Source organism: Streptomyces sp. NPDC059166, from assembly GCF_042755185.1.
Lineage (GTDB): Bacteria > Actinomycetota > Actinomycetes > Streptomycetales > Streptomycetaceae > Streptomyces.
On sequence record NZ_JBHZCI010000033.1, the window covers coordinates 59,226 to 75,813 of the forward strand.

14 protein-coding genes are annotated in these 16,588 nt (G+C 70.4%); 5 read left to right on the plus strand and 9 right to left on the minus strand.

The features are described from left to right. Window positions 1-59: 59 nt before the first annotated feature. From ftsH to dacB, 5 genes are all read right to left on the minus strand, one after another. Window positions 60-2,108 carry an ATP-dependent zinc metalloprotease FtsH gene (gene ftsH, locus ACFXOA_RS23665; RefSeq protein ID WP_385031984.1) on the minus strand — a complete coding sequence of 683 codons (2,049 nt, stop codon included), beginning with the start codon at window positions 2,106-2,108 and terminating at the stop codon, window positions 60-62. A gap of 208 nt (window positions 2,109-2,316) precedes the next feature. Then, window positions 2,317-2,877, minus strand: coding sequence for a hypoxanthine phosphoribosyltransferase (hpt, locus tag ACFXOA_RS23670; protein ID WP_385031987.1), 561 nt, complete (start codon window positions 2,875-2,877; stop codon window positions 2,317-2,319). A 74-nt stretch (window positions 2,878-2,951) separates the two neighbouring features. Beyond that, entirely contained in the window at window positions 2,952-4,025 is a 1,074-nt protein-coding gene (gene tilS / locus ACFXOA_RS23675) for a tRNA lysidine(34) synthetase TilS (protein ID WP_385031990.1), read from the minus strand. 190 nt (window positions 4,026-4,215) lie between these two features. Continuing rightward, complete coding sequence (locus ACFXOA_RS23680) at window positions 4,216-5,361, minus strand: zinc-dependent metalloprotease (protein WP_385031993.1); 1,146 nt, start codon at window positions 5,359-5,361, stop codon at window positions 4,216-4,218. Window positions 5,362-5,409: 48 nt separating this feature from the next. Continuing rightward, on the minus strand, window positions 5,410-6,894 hold the full coding sequence (gene dacB / locus ACFXOA_RS23685) for a D-alanyl-D-alanine carboxypeptidase/D-alanyl-D-alanine-endopeptidase (RefSeq protein WP_385031996.1): 1,485 nt from the start codon (window positions 6,892-6,894) through the stop codon (window positions 5,410-5,412). Window positions 6,895-6,980: 86 nt separating this feature from the next. Here dacB and ACFXOA_RS23690 point away from each other — a divergent pair, with 86 nt between their 5' ends. Together ACFXOA_RS23690 and ACFXOA_RS23695 are read left to right on the plus strand one after the other, a co-directional pair. Next, the gene (locus tag ACFXOA_RS23690) at window positions 6,981-7,475 is read left to right on the plus strand and encodes an inorganic diphosphatase (protein WP_037691000.1); all 495 of its coding nucleotides are present in this window, start codon (window positions 6,981-6,983) and stop codon (window positions 7,473-7,475) included. A gap of 200 nt (window positions 7,476-7,675) precedes the next feature. Next, the gene (locus ACFXOA_RS23695; RefSeq protein WP_385031998.1) at window positions 7,676-9,391 is read left to right on the plus strand and encodes a threonine/serine exporter ThrE family protein; all 1,716 of its coding nucleotides are present in this window, start codon (window positions 7,676-7,678) and stop codon (window positions 9,389-9,391) included. A 63-nt stretch (window positions 9,392-9,454) separates the two neighbouring features. On the opposite strand, the gene ACFXOA_RS23700 is transcribed toward ACFXOA_RS23695, so the two are convergent. Further along, the gene (locus ACFXOA_RS23700) at window positions 9,455-10,831 is read right to left on the minus strand and encodes a DedA family protein (RefSeq protein WP_385032001.1); all 1,377 of its coding nucleotides are present in this window, start codon (window positions 10,829-10,831) and stop codon (window positions 9,455-9,457) included. A 151-nt stretch (window positions 10,832-10,982) separates the two neighbouring features. Between ACFXOA_RS23700 and ACFXOA_RS23705 the strand changes: the two genes are divergently transcribed. From ACFXOA_RS23705 to ACFXOA_RS23715, 3 genes are read left to right on the plus strand one after another with little or no spacing between them, the layout of a single operon-like run. Then, a complete protein-coding gene (locus ACFXOA_RS23705) occupies window positions 10,983-11,348 on the plus strand; it encodes a YbjQ family protein (RefSeq protein ID WP_385032004.1) in 366 nt (121 codons plus the stop codon). A gap of 56 nt (window positions 11,349-11,404) precedes the next feature. Further along, the gene (wrbA, locus tag ACFXOA_RS23710) at window positions 11,405-12,028 is read left to right on the plus strand and encodes an NAD(P)H:quinone oxidoreductase (RefSeq protein ID WP_385032007.1); all 624 of its coding nucleotides are present in this window, start codon (window positions 11,405-11,407) and stop codon (window positions 12,026-12,028) included. Between the two features lie 14 nt (window positions 12,029-12,042). Then, window positions 12,043-13,467 carry a glutamate decarboxylase gene (locus tag ACFXOA_RS23715; protein ID WP_385032010.1) on the plus strand — a complete coding sequence of 475 codons (1,425 nt, stop codon included), beginning with the start codon at window positions 12,043-12,045 and terminating at the stop codon, window positions 13,465-13,467. A 42-nt stretch (window positions 13,468-13,509) separates the two neighbouring features. Here the strand turns inward: ACFXOA_RS23715 and ACFXOA_RS23720 are convergent, their stop codons facing one another. The 3 genes from ACFXOA_RS23720 to ACFXOA_RS23730 form a co-directional block, all read right to left on the minus strand. Then, complete coding sequence (locus ACFXOA_RS23720) at window positions 13,510-14,052, minus strand: DinB family protein (protein WP_385032014.1); 543 nt, start codon at window positions 14,050-14,052, stop codon at window positions 13,510-13,512. 84 nt (window positions 14,053-14,136) lie between these two features. Further along, window positions 14,137-15,426, minus strand: coding sequence for an aldehyde dehydrogenase family protein (locus ACFXOA_RS23725; RefSeq protein WP_385032017.1), 1,290 nt, complete (start codon window positions 15,424-15,426; stop codon window positions 14,137-14,139). A 54-nt stretch (window positions 15,427-15,480) separates the two neighbouring features. Then, complete coding sequence (locus tag ACFXOA_RS23730) at window positions 15,481-16,365, minus strand: helix-turn-helix domain-containing protein (protein ID WP_385032019.1); 885 nt, start codon at window positions 16,363-16,365, stop codon at window positions 15,481-15,483. Window positions 16,366-16,588 lie beyond the last annotated feature (223 nt).

A 16,588-nucleotide genomic window follows, 5' to 3' on the forward strand; every position in this document is an offset into this window, starting at 1 on the left:
GGCGCGGCATCCATTCCGGGCCTGGTGAAGCCCCCGTGACAGGGGCCACACCGGTCGGCTCAGCTCTCCGGGCGATCCTCGGGGAGCGCCTCCGTGGAGGAGCCGGTGTTCTTGGTGATGTCCTTCGGCGCGATCTCCGGGGTACCCGAACCGTTGGCGGAGCCGTTGGTGAGGGCGAGCTCCTTGGGAGAGAGCACGGGCGGACGGGTGGACGGGGTCCGCCGGGCGGAACCGGTCCACGCCGGACGGGCCGGGCGCTTCACGATCGGAGCGAAGATCTCGGCGATCTGCTCCTTGCCGAGCGTCTCCTTCTCGAGGAGTTCGAGGACCAGGGCGTCGAGGATGTCGCGGTTCTCGACGAGGATCTCCCACGCGTCGTTGTGGGCGGTCTCGATGAGCTTCTTGACCTCTTCGTCGACGAGCGCCGCGACCTCTTCCGAGTAGTCGCGCTGGTGGCCCATCTCCCGGCCCACGAACGGCTCGGTGTTGTCCCCACCGAACTTGATCGCACCGAGACGCTCGGTCATGCCGTACTGCGTGACCATCGCGCGGGCCGTGGCGGTGGCCTTCTCGATGTCGTTCGCCGCACCGGTCGTCGGGTCGTGGAAGACCAGCTCCTCCGCCGCGCGCCCGCCCAGCATGTACGCCAGCTGGTCGAGCATCTCGTTGCGCGTGGTGGAGTACTTGTCCTCTTCCGGAAGCACCATCGTGTAACCGAGGGCGCGGCCGCGGGAGAGAATCGTGATCTTGTGGACCGGGTCCGACTGGGGGGAGGCCGCCGCGACCAGGGCGTGTCCGCCCTCGTGGTACGCGGTGATCTTCTTCTCCTTCTCGGACATGATCCGGGTCCGCTTCTGCGGACCCGCCACGACGCGGTCGATGGCCTCGTCGAGCATGTGGTTGTCGATCAGCTTCTTGTCGCTGCGCGCCGTCAGGAGCGCGGCTTCGTTCAGCACGTTCGACAGGTCGGCACCGGTGAAGCCGGGCGTACGGCGCGCCACCGCGGTGAGGTCCACGTCCTCCGCGACGGGCTTGCCCTTCTGGTGGACCTTCAGGATCTCGAGACGGCCCTGCATGTCCGGCCGGTCGACGGCGATCTGCCGGTCGAAGCGTCCGGGACGCAGCAGCGCCGGGTCCAGGATGTCCGGCCTGTTGGTGGCGGCGATCAGGATGACGCCGCCCTTCACGTCGAAGCCGTCCATCTCGACGAGCAGCTGATTGAGCGTCTGCTCGCGCTCGTCGTGTCCGCCGCCCATGCCGGCGCCGCGGTGGCGTCCGACGGCGTCGATCTCGTCGACGAAGACGATGGCCGGGGCGTTCGCCTTGGCCTGCTCGAAGAGGTCCCGGACACGGGAGGCACCGACACCGACGAACATCTCGACGAAGTCGGAACCGGAGATCGAGTAGAACGGGACGCCGGCCTCACCCGCGACCGCGCGGGCGAGCAGGGTCTTGCCCGTACCGGGCGGCCCGTAGAGCAGGACGCCCTTGGGGATCTTGGCGCCGACGGCCTGGAACTTCGCCGGCTCCTGGAGGAACTCCTTGATCTCGTGGAGCTCCTCGACCGCCTCGTCCGACCCCGCCACGTCGGCGAACGTCGTCTTCGGCGTGTCCTTGGTGATCAGCTTGGCCTTGGACTTGCCGAACTGCATGACCTTGGAGCCGCCGCCCTGCATCTGGTTCATCAGAAACAGGAAGACGACCACGATCAGGACGAAGGGCAGCAGCGAGAGAAGGATCGAGACGAACGGGGACTGCTTCGACGGCGAGACGGTGTAACCCTTCTCGATGTCACCGCTCTCGAACTTCTTCTGCAGGGTGTCGGCGAGCTCGACGCCCTGATTGCCGATGTAGCTCGCCTGGAACTTGCTGCCGGACTCGCCCTGGAGCTTCTGGCCGTCCTTCAGCTCGATCTTCAGGATCTGTTCGTCACCGGTGGTCAGCTTGGCCTGCTCCACCTGGTTCTTACTGATCGCCTGGATCACCTTGCCGGTGTCCACCGTCTTGTAGCCGCCGGACGAGCCGACGACCTGCATCAGCACGACCACGGCGAGGACGGCCAGCACGATCCACATGACCGGCCCACGGAAGTATCGCTTCACGTCCATCCATACGGAGCGAAGTCGCCCCGTCCCTCCTGCCCGTAGGTAAATGCTGCTGTGAGAAAAGACTGTTCTTCGGACGGTACCCCAGCATTGTCACCCGTGACCGCAGGGGACGTCCGGCAAACCTGTCTTCGAAGGCTCCAACGGCCCGGCGACCACGAGGGTTCCCGGAACTCCGGCCGGGTTCGGCCGGTCCGCGGAGGGAGGCCGGTCAGCCGCCGTAGACGTGCGGGGCGAGCGTCCCGACGAAGGGGAGGTTGCGGTACTTCTCGGCGTAGTCGAGCCCGTAACCGACGACGAACTCGTTGGGGATGTCGAACCCGACCCACTTCACGTCGATCGCGACCTTCGCCGCCTCCGGCTTGCGCAGCAGGGTGCAGACCTCCAGGCTCGCGGGTTCCCGCGAGCCGAGGTTGGTCAGCAGCCAGGACAGCGTCAGGCCCGAGTCGATGATGTCCTCGACGATCAGGACGTGCCGGCCCTTGATGTCGGTGTCCAGGTCCTTGAGGATCCGGACGACGCCCGAGGACTGGGTTCCGGCGCCGTACGAGGAGACGGCCATCCAGTCCATGGTGACGGGAGTGGACAGCGCGCGGGCCAGATCGGCCATGACCATCACGGCGCCCTTGAGCACACCGATGATGAGGAGGTCCTTGCCCGCATACTCCGCGTCGATCTTCGCCGCGAGCTCGACCAGCTTCGCGTCGATCTCTTCCTTGGTGAGGAGCACCGACTGGAGGTCGGTGCCCATGTCCTTCTCGTTCACCCGCATCTCTTTCTCTGCCCCGCCGGACCGGGACTCTCGCCCGGGCCGGAACGGCGTCTCGCCTGCACTTCAGCCGCGCTTCAGCTCTGCCGGATCACCAGTCTGCCACCCTGCCGCCGCACCTCGACGCGGCCGGGCAGGTTGATGGCCCCCTGGCCGCGCCAGCCGGTGATGAGCCGGTCGACTTCCTCGATGTGGCGGGCGAAGAGCGAACCGGCCGGGGATCCGGCGTCGATCACGGCGCGGCGCAGCACCCGGCGGCGTACCGCGGGCGGCAGGACGGAGAGCTTGCCGCACTCCAGGTGACCGGCGTCGTCGTACACCGAGCGGGCGGCGTCGGCGGCCCAGGTGTCCAGGGCGTCCGCGTCGTCGCGGGAGAGCTGGGCCGTACGGGCGAGCGCCTCCACCACACCCTTCCCCAGCGCCTTCTCGAGCGCGGGCAGGCCCTCGTGACGCAACCGGGAGCGGGTGTAGGCCGGGTCGATGTTGTGGGGGTCGTCCCAGACGGGGATCGACTGGACCATGCAGGCCTTGCGGGCGGTCTGCCGGTCGAGCTGGAGGAAGGGCCGCCGGTACCGCCCCGCGGGACCGGACGCGGCGGCCATCCCGGAGAGCGAACGGATGCCGGACCCTCGGGCGAGGCCCAGCAGGACCGTCTCGGCCTGGTCGTCACGGGTGTGTCCGAGGAGGACCGCGGCGGCTCCGAGGCGCTCGGCGGCGGCGTCCAGAGCGGCGTAGCGCGCGTCCCGCGCGGCGGCCTCGGGCCCGCCCTCGCGTCCGACGTGCACGGCGACGGCCTCGACGGGGTCGAGGTCCATCTCGGCGAGGCGGGCGACGACCTCGTCGGCGCGGAGCCCTGAGCCGGGCTGGAGGTTGTGGTCGACGGTGACGCCGCCGGCCCGGACCGGCAGTTTGCGCGACTCGAAGGCCAGCGCCGAGGCCAGGGCCATGGAGTCGGCGCCGCCGGAGCAGGCGACGAGCACCAGCGGGGTGCCGGGCCGCTCGGGGAGCGTGGAACACCGTCCCCCGGCCCCTGCTTCGGCGAACTCGGCGCGCCCGGCCTGTTCGATGTGACGGTTGTGTTCGGCGACGACGTCGTGGAGTACGCGGCGGACCGCCAGGCGTATCGCCGCGACCGCAGGATGGGGACCCATGTCCGGTGCCCTTCGGGTGGAGTTTCGGGGGCTGCCTCGGAGCGCGCGGGACGGAGTCCCGTCACTCAGAGTGCGTCGATGGTGACAGAGCCAAGCTGTTCATCGAGCATTGCACGCCCTCCCATGCCTCCATGGTCCCCCGGATGGGTGATTGGAGAGGCAATCTCCTTGCCGCCGGACCGGATCCGTATCAGGAATCGGCCTTGCGGTGCACCCGTGCCACCCACTCCGCGGGCGCCGCGATCTCCGCCTTGGTGGGAAGGGTGTTGGGCGAGGTCCACACCCGGTTGAACCCGTCCATCCCCACCTCGTCGACGACGGCACGGACGAACTTCTCGCCGTCGCGGTACTGGCGCAGCTTCGCGTCCAGCCCCAGGAGCTTGCGCAGCGCCAGGTCCAGACGTCCCGCGCCGCGCGCCCTGCGCTGCTGGAACTTCTCCCTGATCTCGCCGACGGAGGCGACCACGTCGGGGCCCACCCCGTCCATCACGAAGTCCGCGTGCCCTTCGAGCAGCGACATCACCGCGGTGAGCCGCCCCAGGATCTCCCGCTGGGAGGGTGTCTGGACGATCTCGACGAGGCTGCGCCCGGCGTCGTCGCCCTCCTCCCCGCGCTCCCCCTCCGGGCGGCTGCCGCCGGAGAAGGCCTGCACGGCCTCCCTGAGGCGTTCCAGGACGGTCATCGGGTCGACGTCGGTCTCGTCGAGGAAAGCCTGGATCTCACCCTGCAGGTGGTCGCGGAGCCAGGGGACGCCGGTGAACTGCGTGCGGTGGGTCTCCTCGTGGAGCGCCACCCAGAGCCTGAAGTCGTGCGGGTCGACCTCGAGTTCCCGCTCGACGTGGACGATGTTGGGGGCGACGAGCAGGAGCCGTCCTCCGCCCTTGGAGGACGCGGGGAACTCCCGGGTCGCCGGGGCGAAGGTCTCGTACTGCCCGAGGACGCGGGAGGACAGGAACGAGAGCAGCATGCCGAGTTCGACGCCGGTGACCTTGCCGCCGACCGCGCCGAGCACCGCGTTGCCGGGGCCGCTGCCGCGACGGTCCTGCATCTTGCCCAGAAGAGGGCGCAGCAGCTCGCGGAAGCCCGCGACGTTGGCCCTGATCCAGCCCGCCCGGTCGACGACCAGGACGGGGGTGTCCTCGGGTTCGTGGCCCTCCGGGATCATCCGGGTGAACGAACGGACGTGCTCTTCCGAGGCCTTGGCATGCCTGCGGAGCTCCGCGACGACCGCGCGGGCCTCCTCGCGGCTGATCTCGGGACCCGGCCGCACGAACCGGGTCGCGGTCGCGACCGCGAGATTCCAGTCGACCATCTCGGCACCACCGATGCTCGTCATGCGTCAACCGTACGTGAGGAGGTCGCTCCGTGGTGGGGTGTCAGCCGCTCACCGGCCGCCCTCGGTGAGAGTCGTGGCCAGTGTGTCGAGTGAGGCCTCCGCCTCGCCGGGGGACGTGGTTCCCGAGGCGAGGAAGGCGAAGGACAGCAGCCGGCCCTGGGCGTCCACCGCTGTCCCGGCGAGGCTGTTGACCCCTGTGAGGGTGCCGGTCTTGGCCCTGACCAGGCCGGTCGCCGGGGAGGTGGCGGTGTATCGGTCGCCCAGCGTCCCGCTGAATCCCGCGATGGGCAGGCCGGAGAGGACGGGCCCGAGCTCGGGGTGGTCAGGCGCCGCGGCGAGCGCGAGCAGCCGGGCCAGGACGTCGGCCGTCACCTTGTCCGCGCGGTCGAGCCCGCTTCCGTCCGCGAACCGGGTCCCGGCCAGGGGGAGGCCCAGGGCCTTCAGCGTCGCGGTGACCGCGCGGCGCCCTCCGGCGAAGGACGCGGGCTCGCCCGCCTTCAGCGCGGTCTGCCTGGCCAGGGCCTCGGCGATGTCGTTGTCGCTGTTGGTCAGTGCCCGTTCGACGAGGGCGGAGAGCGGCTTCGACAGGTGGGTGGCCGTGGTCCGGGACCCCGGCGCGGCGCGTCCGGACGCGGGGGCGGACCGGACCGTGACCCCGGCGTCCTCCAGCAGGCCGGAGAAGGTGCGTGCGGCGTCGCCGGCCGGGTCGCCGGAGCGGGGGGCCGGGCCCTTGCGGCTCTCGTCGAGCCGGCCCTCGTCGGCCATGAGCGCGCTGACGGGCGCGATGTTCTCGTTGGGGCCGATGGGGTGGAGGGCCGGGCCCGAGTACCGCGACGTGTCGTACGTCAGCCGGACGGACGTGGTCCCGCCGTCCCGCAGGGCCTTGGCGGTGTCCCTGGCGAGGGCCCGCAGAGCCGTCGCGTCCAGGGTGGGGTCGCCGCCGCCGACGAGGGTGAGTGTCCGGGAGTCCGGCGAGAGCACGGCCTCGGTGGCGATCCGGTGGTCGGGGCCGAGCGCCGAGAGCGCGGCGGCGGCGGTGGCGATCTTCACCGTGGACGCCGGGGTCATGGGCGTGCCGGCCCCCCGCGCGTACAGCTGCTTGCCGGTGGCGGTGTCGATGACGACGCCGGTGCGTACGGTGCCGAGCGCGGGGACGTCCAGGAGAGGAGCCAGAGCGGCCTTCAGACTGCCCGTGCCCGCCGCGGTGGTGAGCCCCTCCGAGACGCCGAGGGCGCCGAGGACGGCCGGTGCGCTGGGGGCGGGCGCAGGCCCGTCGGGCGCCCGCTCCTGGTGATGTGCGCCACCTGCGCGCCGCTGGACGGCCACCAGGTCCCGCTCGGCCTTACGCTGACCGGAGTCCCAGGGACCGGCGGCGAGGACGGCACCGGCGGCGACCACCAGGCCCAGCACCGCGGAACCCGCGACGAGCCGCAGGTCGTCCGGTCCGCTCCCGCGCTTCAGGTACTTCGGGGTTTTCCACCCGCCCCACCTGTTCAACGGTTCGTCCGTGGGTCGTTCCACCGGCTCGGCCACCGTTGACCAGCCCCTTTCGCGAGCACTCGTCTGCGTGAGGGACACTTAACCACCAGTCGTATGTGTTGATCATGGAGGAGCCACCCGTGGAGTTCGACGTCACCATCGAGATCCCGAAGGGTTCGCGGAACAAGTACGAGGTGGACCACGAGACCGGTCGGATCCGCCTGGACCGTCGACTCTTCACCTCGACCAGCTACCCGGCCGACTACGGGTTCGTGGAGAACACCCTCGGCGAGGACGGCGACCCGCTGGACGCGCTGGTCATCCTGGACGAGCCGACCTTCCCGGGCTGCCTCATCAAGTGCCGCGCCATCGGCATGTTCCGGATGACCGACGAGGCCGGCGGCGACGACAAGCTGCTGTGCGTCCCCGCGTCCGACCCCCGGGTGGAGCACCTGCGCGACATCCACCACGTGTCGGAGTTCGACCGCCTGGAGATCCAGCACTTCTTCGAGGTCTACAAGGACCTGGAGCCCGGCAAGTCCGTCGAGGGCGCCGACTGGGTCGGCCGCGCCGAGGCCGAGGCCGAGATCGAGGCCTCCTACAAGCGCCTCGAGGCGCAGGGCGGCAAGCACTGACACCGCTTCTCCCCGGATTCCGCTTGAGGGCGGGGGACGGGGGATCGCGGCGCTGAGGGCCTGGCGGCCCCGCTGACCGTACGGACGACGGGCGGCGCACCTTCACCGGTGCGCCGCCCGTCGCGTGTGACGGCCCATGACCGTGCTCATACTGGGCAGAAGCGCACCCGGAACGGGCGGTCGAGCAGGAACGAGGTCGAGTGGTGGCGGAACAGGGCGGTCCCGAGGACCAGAAGCCCCAGTCCGACGAGGCGCGCAGCGCGTTCGTCCCACCCGCCGGTGTGGAGCAGCCGACAGCCCCCTCCGACGACGACCACCCGACGTCGGAATTCGCTCTTCCGGCGGGCGTGCAGACGGACCCGTCGGCGCCGTCCGGCCCTGGTCAGGGTTCCGCTTCCGGCCCGGGCAGCGGCTCGGGCTCCGACACGCTGTCGTCCGCCTTCGTCCCTCCGAGCGGGTACAACGCGCAGCAGCAGCCGCCCACCTTCACCCCCGCGCACGGCATCCCGATGGTCCGGCTCACCAAGGAGGCACCTTGGCAGGACCGGATGCGGACCATGCTGCGGATGCCGGTGTTCGAGCGTCCGGCCCCCGAGAGCATCCAGAAGACGGACGACTCCGGGCCCGCGGTACCACGCGTCCTCGACCTGACGCTGCGTATCGGCGAGCTGCTGCTCGCCGGCGGCGAGGGGGCCGAGGACGTCGAGGCGGCCATGTTCGCGGTGGCGCACTCCTACGGGCTCGACCGCTGCGAGCCGACGGTGACCTTCACGCTGCTGTCCATCTCGCACCAGCCCTCCCTGGTCGACGACCCGGTGACGGCGAGCCGCACGGTACGCCGGAGGGGCACCGACTACACCCGGCTGGCCGCGGTGTTCCGGCTGATCGACGACATCACCACCGCGGAGCACGTCGAGGTCTCGCTGGAGGAGGCCTACCGGCGTCTCGCCGAGATCCGCCGTAACCGCCACCCGTACCCCGGGTGGGTGCTGACGGCCGCCGCGGGGCTGCTCGCCGGCTCGGCCTCGATGCTGGTGGGCGGTGGGGTGCTGGTCTTCCTGGTGGCGGCGGCGGGTGCGATGCTCGGTGACCGGCTGGCCTGGCTGTGCGCCGGCCGAGGACTGCCGGAGTTCTACCAGTTCACCGTGGCGGCCATGCCTCCGGCGGCGATGGGCATCGCTCTCACCCTGACCCACTCGACCGACGTACGGCCCTCCGCGGTGATCACCGGTGGGCTGTTCGCCCTGCTGCCGGGGCGGGCGCTGGTCGCCGGGGTTCAGGACGGCCTGACCGGCTACTACCTGACCGCGGGGGCCCGGCTCCTTGAGGTCATGTACCTGGTCATCGGCATCGTGGCGGGTGTGCTGCTGATGCTCTACCTCGGGGTCCAGCTCGGTGCGGCGCTCAACCCGGAGGAACGGTTGGTGGCCAACGACAGGCCGGGAATCCAGATCCTGGCCGCGATGGCGCTGACGCTGGCCTTCGCGGTCCTCCTCCAGCAGGAGCGGTCCACGGTGCTGGCGGTGACCCTCAACGGGGGTGTGGCCTGGGTGATCTTCGGAGCGATGTCCCGCACCGGCGGGATCTCCCCGGTGGCCGCCACGGCGGTCGCGGCCGGGCTGGTCGGCCTGTTCGGCCAGTTGCTCTCCCGCTACCGCTTCAACTCGTCGCTGCCGTACATCACTGCGGCCATCGGCCCGCTGCTGCCCGGTTCCGCGACGTACTTCGGTCTGCTGGGCGTCGCGCAGAACCAGGTGGACACCGGACTCGCCTCGCTCTCCACGGCCGTGGCGACCGCGCTGGCGATCGCCATCGGGGTCAATCTCGGGAGCGAGATCTCCCGGCTCTTCATGCGGGTGCCGGGTGCGGTCGAGGGCGGGGCGCGCCGGGCCGCGAAGCGGACCAGGGGCTTCTGACGGACGAAAGGCGCCCCGGGCCCCCTCAGGGGTCCGGAGCGCCGCGGCTGTGCGGGCGCGCGGTCAGCGACCGTTCTGCCGCCCGTACCGGCCGGGGTCCTCGTCCTGGCCGTCCGCGCCCTCGGCATACGGGCCGGGCTGCCGGGCATCGCCGTATCCGCCCTCACGTGCGACGCCGTATCCACCGTCATGTGCACCGCCGTACGGAGCGCCCTGAACCGCGCCGTACTCACCCGGTCGGCCGTACTGGTCCTGCCGGCCGTACTGGTCCGCCTGGCCGCCGTACTGGCCCTGCTGCCCGTAGTGGCCCGCCTGGCCCTGCTGACCGTGGTGGTCGGCGGGGCCGTACTGGCCCTGCCGGGCCTGCTGTCCGTACTGGTCCGCCGCGCCGTACCCGCCCGCTTGGCCCTGCTGTCCGTACTGGTCCGCCGCGCCGTACCCGCCCGCTTGGCCCTGCTGTCCGTACTGGCCCGCCGCGCCGTACCCGCCCGCCTGGCCCTGCTGTCCGTACGGAGCCTGCTGCCCCTGCTGGGGGTACTGGCCGTACTGGCCGCCGTACGGAGCCTGCCGGCCGTCCTGCGCGCCTCCGTACGGGGCGCCGCCCTGGGGGGCGCCGAGGGCGGTGTCCCGGGTGTCGTACCCGCCGCCCTGGCCGTACTGGTCCGCGGCGTACCCTCCGCCGCCGAAGGGGGCCGCCTGCTCGTTCCTGAAGCGGTGGGCGGTGGAGTCCTGGCCGCCGTCGCCCGCCCCGTCCCGCGGGCCGGAACCCGGGGCGCCGTCGGAGGGGCCACGGCCCTCCTGGCCATCGGCGCCCTCCTTCTTCGACCTGCTGCGCGCCCGCAGGAACTCGATCGCGATCGGAACCACCGAGACGAGCACGATGAGGATCAGGATCATCTCGATGTTCTGGTGCACGAAGTCGATCTGGCCCAGAGCCGCCCCGAGCAGCGTGACCCCGACGCCCCAGAGCACACCGCCGATGATGTTGAAGGTGATGAACGAGCGGTAGTTCATCCGGCTCACACCGGCGATGATCGGCGTGAACGTACGGACGATGGGGACGAAGCGCGCCAGCACCAGCGACTTCGGGCCGTACTTCTCGAAGAACTCGTGGGCCTTCTCGACGTTCTCCTGCTTGAAGAGCCGGGAGTCCGGGCGCTTGAAGAGGGCGGGCCCCACCTTGCGGCCGAAGAGGTAGCCGACCTGGTCACCGATGATCGCCGCCAGCGCGACCAGGACGCACACCAGCCACAGGGGGTACTTCAGGTCGCCGGTCGTCACCAGGAGACCCGTGGTGAAGAGCAGGGAGTCGCCGGGGAGGAAGAAGCCGATGAGCAGCCCCGACTCGGCGAACACGATGAGCAGGAGGCCGGGGAGCCCGAAGGTGTTGAGCAGGTAATCCGGGTCCAGCCAGCTCGGGCCGAGCGCAAGCGTATTCAAGGGTCCGGGCTCCAGGGTCGGTCGATGTGCGGCGGCTGCGTGGCCGTCCCAAGCTATCAACGCCGGAGAGGACGGCTGGGTTCCACCGGCGTAAGCGGGGATGCGCACCGGCCGGACCGGCGCCAGGCTTCTGGTCAGGAGGTGCCACACCATGAGCATCGAGGACTTCGGCGGCGGACAGACCCCCCAGGCGGATGTGCTGGTCGTCACCACGAACGACGTGCCCGGCCACCAGGTGACCCAGGTCATCGGCGAGGTGTTCGGACTCACCGTCCGCTCCCGCCATCTCGGCAGTCAGATCGGCGCCGGACTGAAGTCGATGATCGGCGGCGAACTCAAGGGACTGACCAAGACGCTCGTCGAGACCCGCAACCAGGCGATGGAGCGGCTCGTCGACCAGGCCAGGGCCCGCGGGGCGAACGCCGTGCTGATGATGCGCTTCGACGTCAGCGAGGCCGCCGACGTGGGCACCGAGGTCTGCGCCTACGGCACGGCCGCCGTGATCAGCAGGTCCTGACCCGCGCTCCTGACAGGCACTCCCCACCCCACACTTCCACCGCTCCGGAGTCCTCCATGCCCACGTCCGTGAACGTCGCCGTCATCTACTACTCCTCCACCGGCACCATCTCCGCCATCGCCGAGGCCATCGCGAAGGACGCCGAGAACGCGGGCGCCCAGGTGCGGCTGCGCAAGGCCGCCGAACTCGCACCTCAGGCAGCGATCGACGCCAATCCGGCCTGGGCCGAGCACGCGAGGGCCACGGCGGGCATCCCCGAGGTCTCGCCGGACGACATGGAATGGGCGGACGCGGTGATCCTCGGCACGCCCACCCGTTACGGCAACGTGGCGGCCCAGCTCAAGCAGTTCCTCGACACGCTCGGCGGGCTCTGGCAGGCGGGCAAGCTCGCCGACAAGGTCTACAGCGGCTTCACCGCGAGCAGCACCGCCCACGGGGGCCAGGAGTCCACCCTGCTGGCGCTGTACAACACGATCCACCACTTCGGCGGCATCCTCGTCGCTCCCGGCTACACCGATCCCTCGAAGTTCGTCGACGGCAATCCGTACGGCACCTCCCACGTGTCCGGGCAGGGCGACATCCCGGTCGCCGAGCAGACCCTGACCGCCGCACGGGTCCAGGCGGAGCGCGTCGTGAAGTTCACCCGGGCCATCAAGACCGGACTCGCGTCCGAGAACTGAGGGGACACCCTTCGATGCCGCTCCACCAGGGTTCGCACGGCAAGCCCGCTCCCTCCGACGAGCACCGCAGACTGGCCCTCAACCCGTTCTTCGGGGAGGCCGACCCGACCGCGCCGATGGTCGCGGCTCCCCCGACGCACGTCCTCCCGGACGGCCCGCTCCCGCCTTCGACGGCCTACCGGCTGGTGCACGACGAGCTGATGCTCGACGGCAATTCCCGGCTCAACCTCGCCACCTTCGTCACCACCTGGATGGAGCCCCAGGCAGGCGTGCTGATGGGTGAGTGCCGGGACAAGAACATGATCGACAAGGACGAGTACCCGAGGACCGCCGAGCTGGAGCGGCGCTGCACGGCGATGCTCGCCGACCTCTGGAACGCCCCCGACCCCTCAGCGGCCGTGGGCTGCTCCACCACCGGCTCCAGCGAGGCCTGCATGCTGGCGGGGATGGCGCTGAAACGCCGCTGGGCCGCGAGGAACACCGACCGCTATCCGTCGTCCGCCCGCCCCAACCTGGTGATGGGCGTCAACGTCCAGGTCTGCTGGGAGAAGTTCTGCACCTTCTGGGAGGTCGAGCCCCGCCAGGTGCCGATGGACGGGGAACGCTTCCATCTGGACCCGCAGGCGGCCGCCGAACTGTGCGACGAGAACACCATCGGCGTGGTGGGGATCCTCGGCTCCACCTTCGACGGCTCCTACGAGCCGATCGCGGAGCTCTGCGCGGCGCTCGACGACCTCCAGGAGCGCACCGGGCTCGACGTACCCGTACATGTGGACGGGGCGTCCGGGGCCATGGTGGCACCGTTCCTCGACCCGGACCTGGTGTGGGACTTCCGGCTCCCCCGGGTCTCCTCCATCAACACCTCCGGGCACAAGTACGGGCTGGTCTACCCGGGCGTGGGGTGGGCGCTGTGGCGCTCACAGGCCGAACTGCCCGAGGAGCTGGTGTTCCGGGTCAACTACCTCGGCGGCGACATGCCGACCTTCGCCCTGAACTTCTCCCGCCCCGGAGCGCAGGTGGTCGCGCAGTACTACACGTTCCTCCGGCTGGGCAGGGAGGGCTACCGGGCGGTGCAGCAGGCGTCCCGGGACATCGCGATGCGGCTGGCCGGGGATTTCGAGGCCCTGGAGGACTTCCGGCTGCTGACGCGCGGCGACGAACTCCCCGTCTTCGCGGTGACGACGGCACCGGAGGTGCGGGCCTACGACGTCTTCGACGTGTCGCGGCGGCTGCGCGAGCGCGGGTGGCTGGTCCCCGCGTACACCTTCCCGGCGAACCGCCAGGACCTCTCGGTACTGCGCGTCGTCTGCCGCAACGGCTTCTCCTCGGACCTCGCCGAGCTGCTCCTGGACGACCTGCGCGGTCTGCTGCCGGAGCTGAGGGAACAGGCGCACCCGCTGAGCCGGGACAAGGGGGCCGGCACGGCGTTCCACCACTGAGCCGGGGGCCCGGGCCTGGAGCAGCGCTCGGCGGCGGTCGCTTCAGCTCCGGGCCTCCTCCGCGACCAGGTCGAGCGCGGTCCTGCCGTCCAGCGTCTCGCGGAGGATGTCGGCGTGGCCCGCGTGGCGGGCGATCTCCTCGACGAGATGGACGAGCAGCCAGCGCATCGAGCAGTGCTCGTCCTGCGGGTACCAGGGGGCCGGGGGGAGGGGGAAGGTGTCGTCCATGCTCGCGACGTCGTCGCGGATGAACGACTCCGTCTCCGCCGCCACCCGCGCCCAGAACTCCAGCGTCTCCGGGACCGTCTCCTCACCCACGAGCCGGAAACTGTCTCCCCAGGTCGCCTCGTCGCGCTGCCTCTCGTTCGGACGCCGCTGAGCGAGCCGAAGCCAGTTCAGCTCCATCTCGGCGACGTGCTTGAGCAGCCCCGAGAGGGAGAGCTCGCTCACGCCCGGACGGCTCGCCGCCTGTTCCTCGGTGAGGCCGAGAACCGATCGCCGCACAGCCCCTCGCTGGGCCTCGACGAAGGCGAGGAGGGCTCCGCGCTCGTCTCCGGGCTTCTCTGCGGGAACGTGGGTGACCATGAGGGCGCCTCCTGTGACGTGCCGACCGACTTCCCGGTCAACGTACGGCCCCATCAGGTCGGATACGGTCCGCCATCCGGCGGGTCAGAAGGGAAAGGACGTTCGCCCGTGCTGCACGGAGATCCACTTGCGGGTGGTGAAGGCGTCCCTGGCCGCCGAACCGTCCAGACGTACCGTCCCGGACCCCGTCTCGCCGCCGAAGGCCACCGCCGGATCGTCGTGGACGACAGGACCGTTGACGTGGAACACACCGCCCCTGGATATCCGGCGGGCGAACCGCACGCCGCGCTCGGTGTCCGCCGTGTGGACCGCGCCGCAGAGGCCGCGGGGTCCGTCGTTGACGACGCGTAGCGCCTCGTCCTCGCCGTCGAAGGACACCGGCGCGGACGGCTCGCCCCCGGACTCCCGGCCGTACGCGTCGCCGGTGGGAAGGGCGGACAGCGCGGCGGTGAACCGGCGGGTGAACTCGGCCTCCACCGTCCGGTCCACCAGTACGCGTCCGGCGGCGGCCTCACCGCTCCGCCCCCGGAAGCGGGAGCGGCCGTGGACGGCCGCACGCACGGCCTGGTCGAGGTCGGCGTCGTCCAGGACGACCAGGGCGCTCCCGCCCGCCAGGTCGAGGACGGTCCGCTTGAACAGTCCGGCCGCGACAGCGGCGACACGGCGCCCGACACGTTCCGAGCCGGTGAAGGAGAGGACCTTGGGCACGGGGTGCTCGATGAAGCTGTCCCCGATCTCCGAGCTGTCGGTGATCAGCACGTTGAGGAGCCCGGCGGGCAGCCCCGCGTCCTCGAGGATCCGGGCGACGAGAGTCCCGCCGGCGACCGGGGCGCTCTGATGCGGTTTCACCACCGCGGCGTTGCCCAGGGCGAGGGCGGGAGCCACCGTCCTGACCGTCACCGCGAGGGGGAGGTCACAGGCTCCGATCACACCCACGACCCCGACGGGCACACGGTGGACCCGGTTCTCCCTGCCGTCGCCGAGCGACGGCAGGAGTTCCGCCACGGCTTCGTCCGTCAGCCGCACGGCCGCCCGGAGGAGACGGCCCGTGGCACGTATCTCGTGCTCGGCGGCGGCCCGGGAGACACCGGCTTCGGCGACCAGCAATTCGGCTGTCTCGTCTCGGCGTTCGTCCAGCAGCAGTGCGGCCTTCTCCAGAACGGCGCGGCGTTCGGAATGACCGGCGCCGGCCCATGCGGACTGCGCGCGTTCCGCCGCACGGTAGGCCGAATCGACCTGCGCCGTCGTGGCCACGGTGATGGAACAGAGTTTTTCGCCGTCGCGGGGATCGAAATCAATGATGTCCCACTCACCGTCGCCGGTCAGCCACTCACCGTCGATGTACTGGTGGGCCAGTTCACTGAGGAAGGACATGCAATCCCTTACTGCAGGCGCAGACTCCTGTCGGAGGCCCATCGTACTGTCGGATCAGACCAGTTGGAGGAGTCCGCGAAGAAGATCCCGGCTCTCGTCCGGGCCCGGGCTGTCCTCGTGGAGCCGGACCATGGCCTTTTCGTACTGGGCGACTTCCTCGGCCTTGTCCAGATAGAGAGCGCTCGTCAGCTGTTCCAGATAGACGATGTCCGACAGATCGGATTCCGGGAAACGCAGCATGGTGAAAGCGCCGCTCTCCCCGGCGTGACCGCCGAAACTGAACGGCATCACCTGGAGCGTGATGTTCGGCTGCTCCGACATGTCGATGAGATGCCTCAACTGCGCGCGCATCACCTCGCGGTCGCCGTACGGGCGACGCAGCGCAGCCTCGTCGAGGACGGCGTGGAACCGGGGAGCCCGCTCGGAGACGAGCGCCTTCTGCCTCGCCAGCCTCAGCGCGACCCGGCGGTCGATCTCGGCCGCGGACGCGCCGGGCATGCCCCGGGCGACCACCGCGTGGGCGTAGGCCTCGGTCTGCAACAGCCCGTGGACGAACTGGACTTCGTAGATCCGGATGAGCGAGGCCGCCCCCTCCAGACCGATATACGTCTGGAACCATCCGGGCAGCACGTCCCCGTAACTGTGCCACCAGCCCGCCACGTTGGCCTCACGGGCGAGACCGAGGAGCGAGTCCCGCTCCGCGTCGTCCGTGACACCGTAGAGCGTGAGAAGGTCCTCGACGTCCCTGGCCTTGAAGCTCACCCGTCCCAACTCCATGCGGCTGATCTTCGATTCGGAGGCGCGGATGGAGTAGCCGGCCGCCTCACGGGTGATGCCGCGCGACTCGCGCAGACGTCTGAGCTGTGAGCCCAGCAGGATGCGCCGCACCACAGAACCACTCGACTCGCCTGCCGACACCGGCTTACCGACCCTCCCCATCGCTTCCCGTGCACCGGGGTTCCCCCGAACCCCGGAGGCGGATTCTGCCACCAAAACGCTTCAGCCCGTACTCATTCGATTACAGAGACGGGAAGACTTTCCGAAAGCTTCAAAACTATGAAGCGGAAGAAATGATCCCTTAACGGCACGGTTCCGGTCAGAACCGTCACGTGCACGTGCATCTGCCCTTGCATCTGCCGTGCGCATTCGGAACCATGGCCCC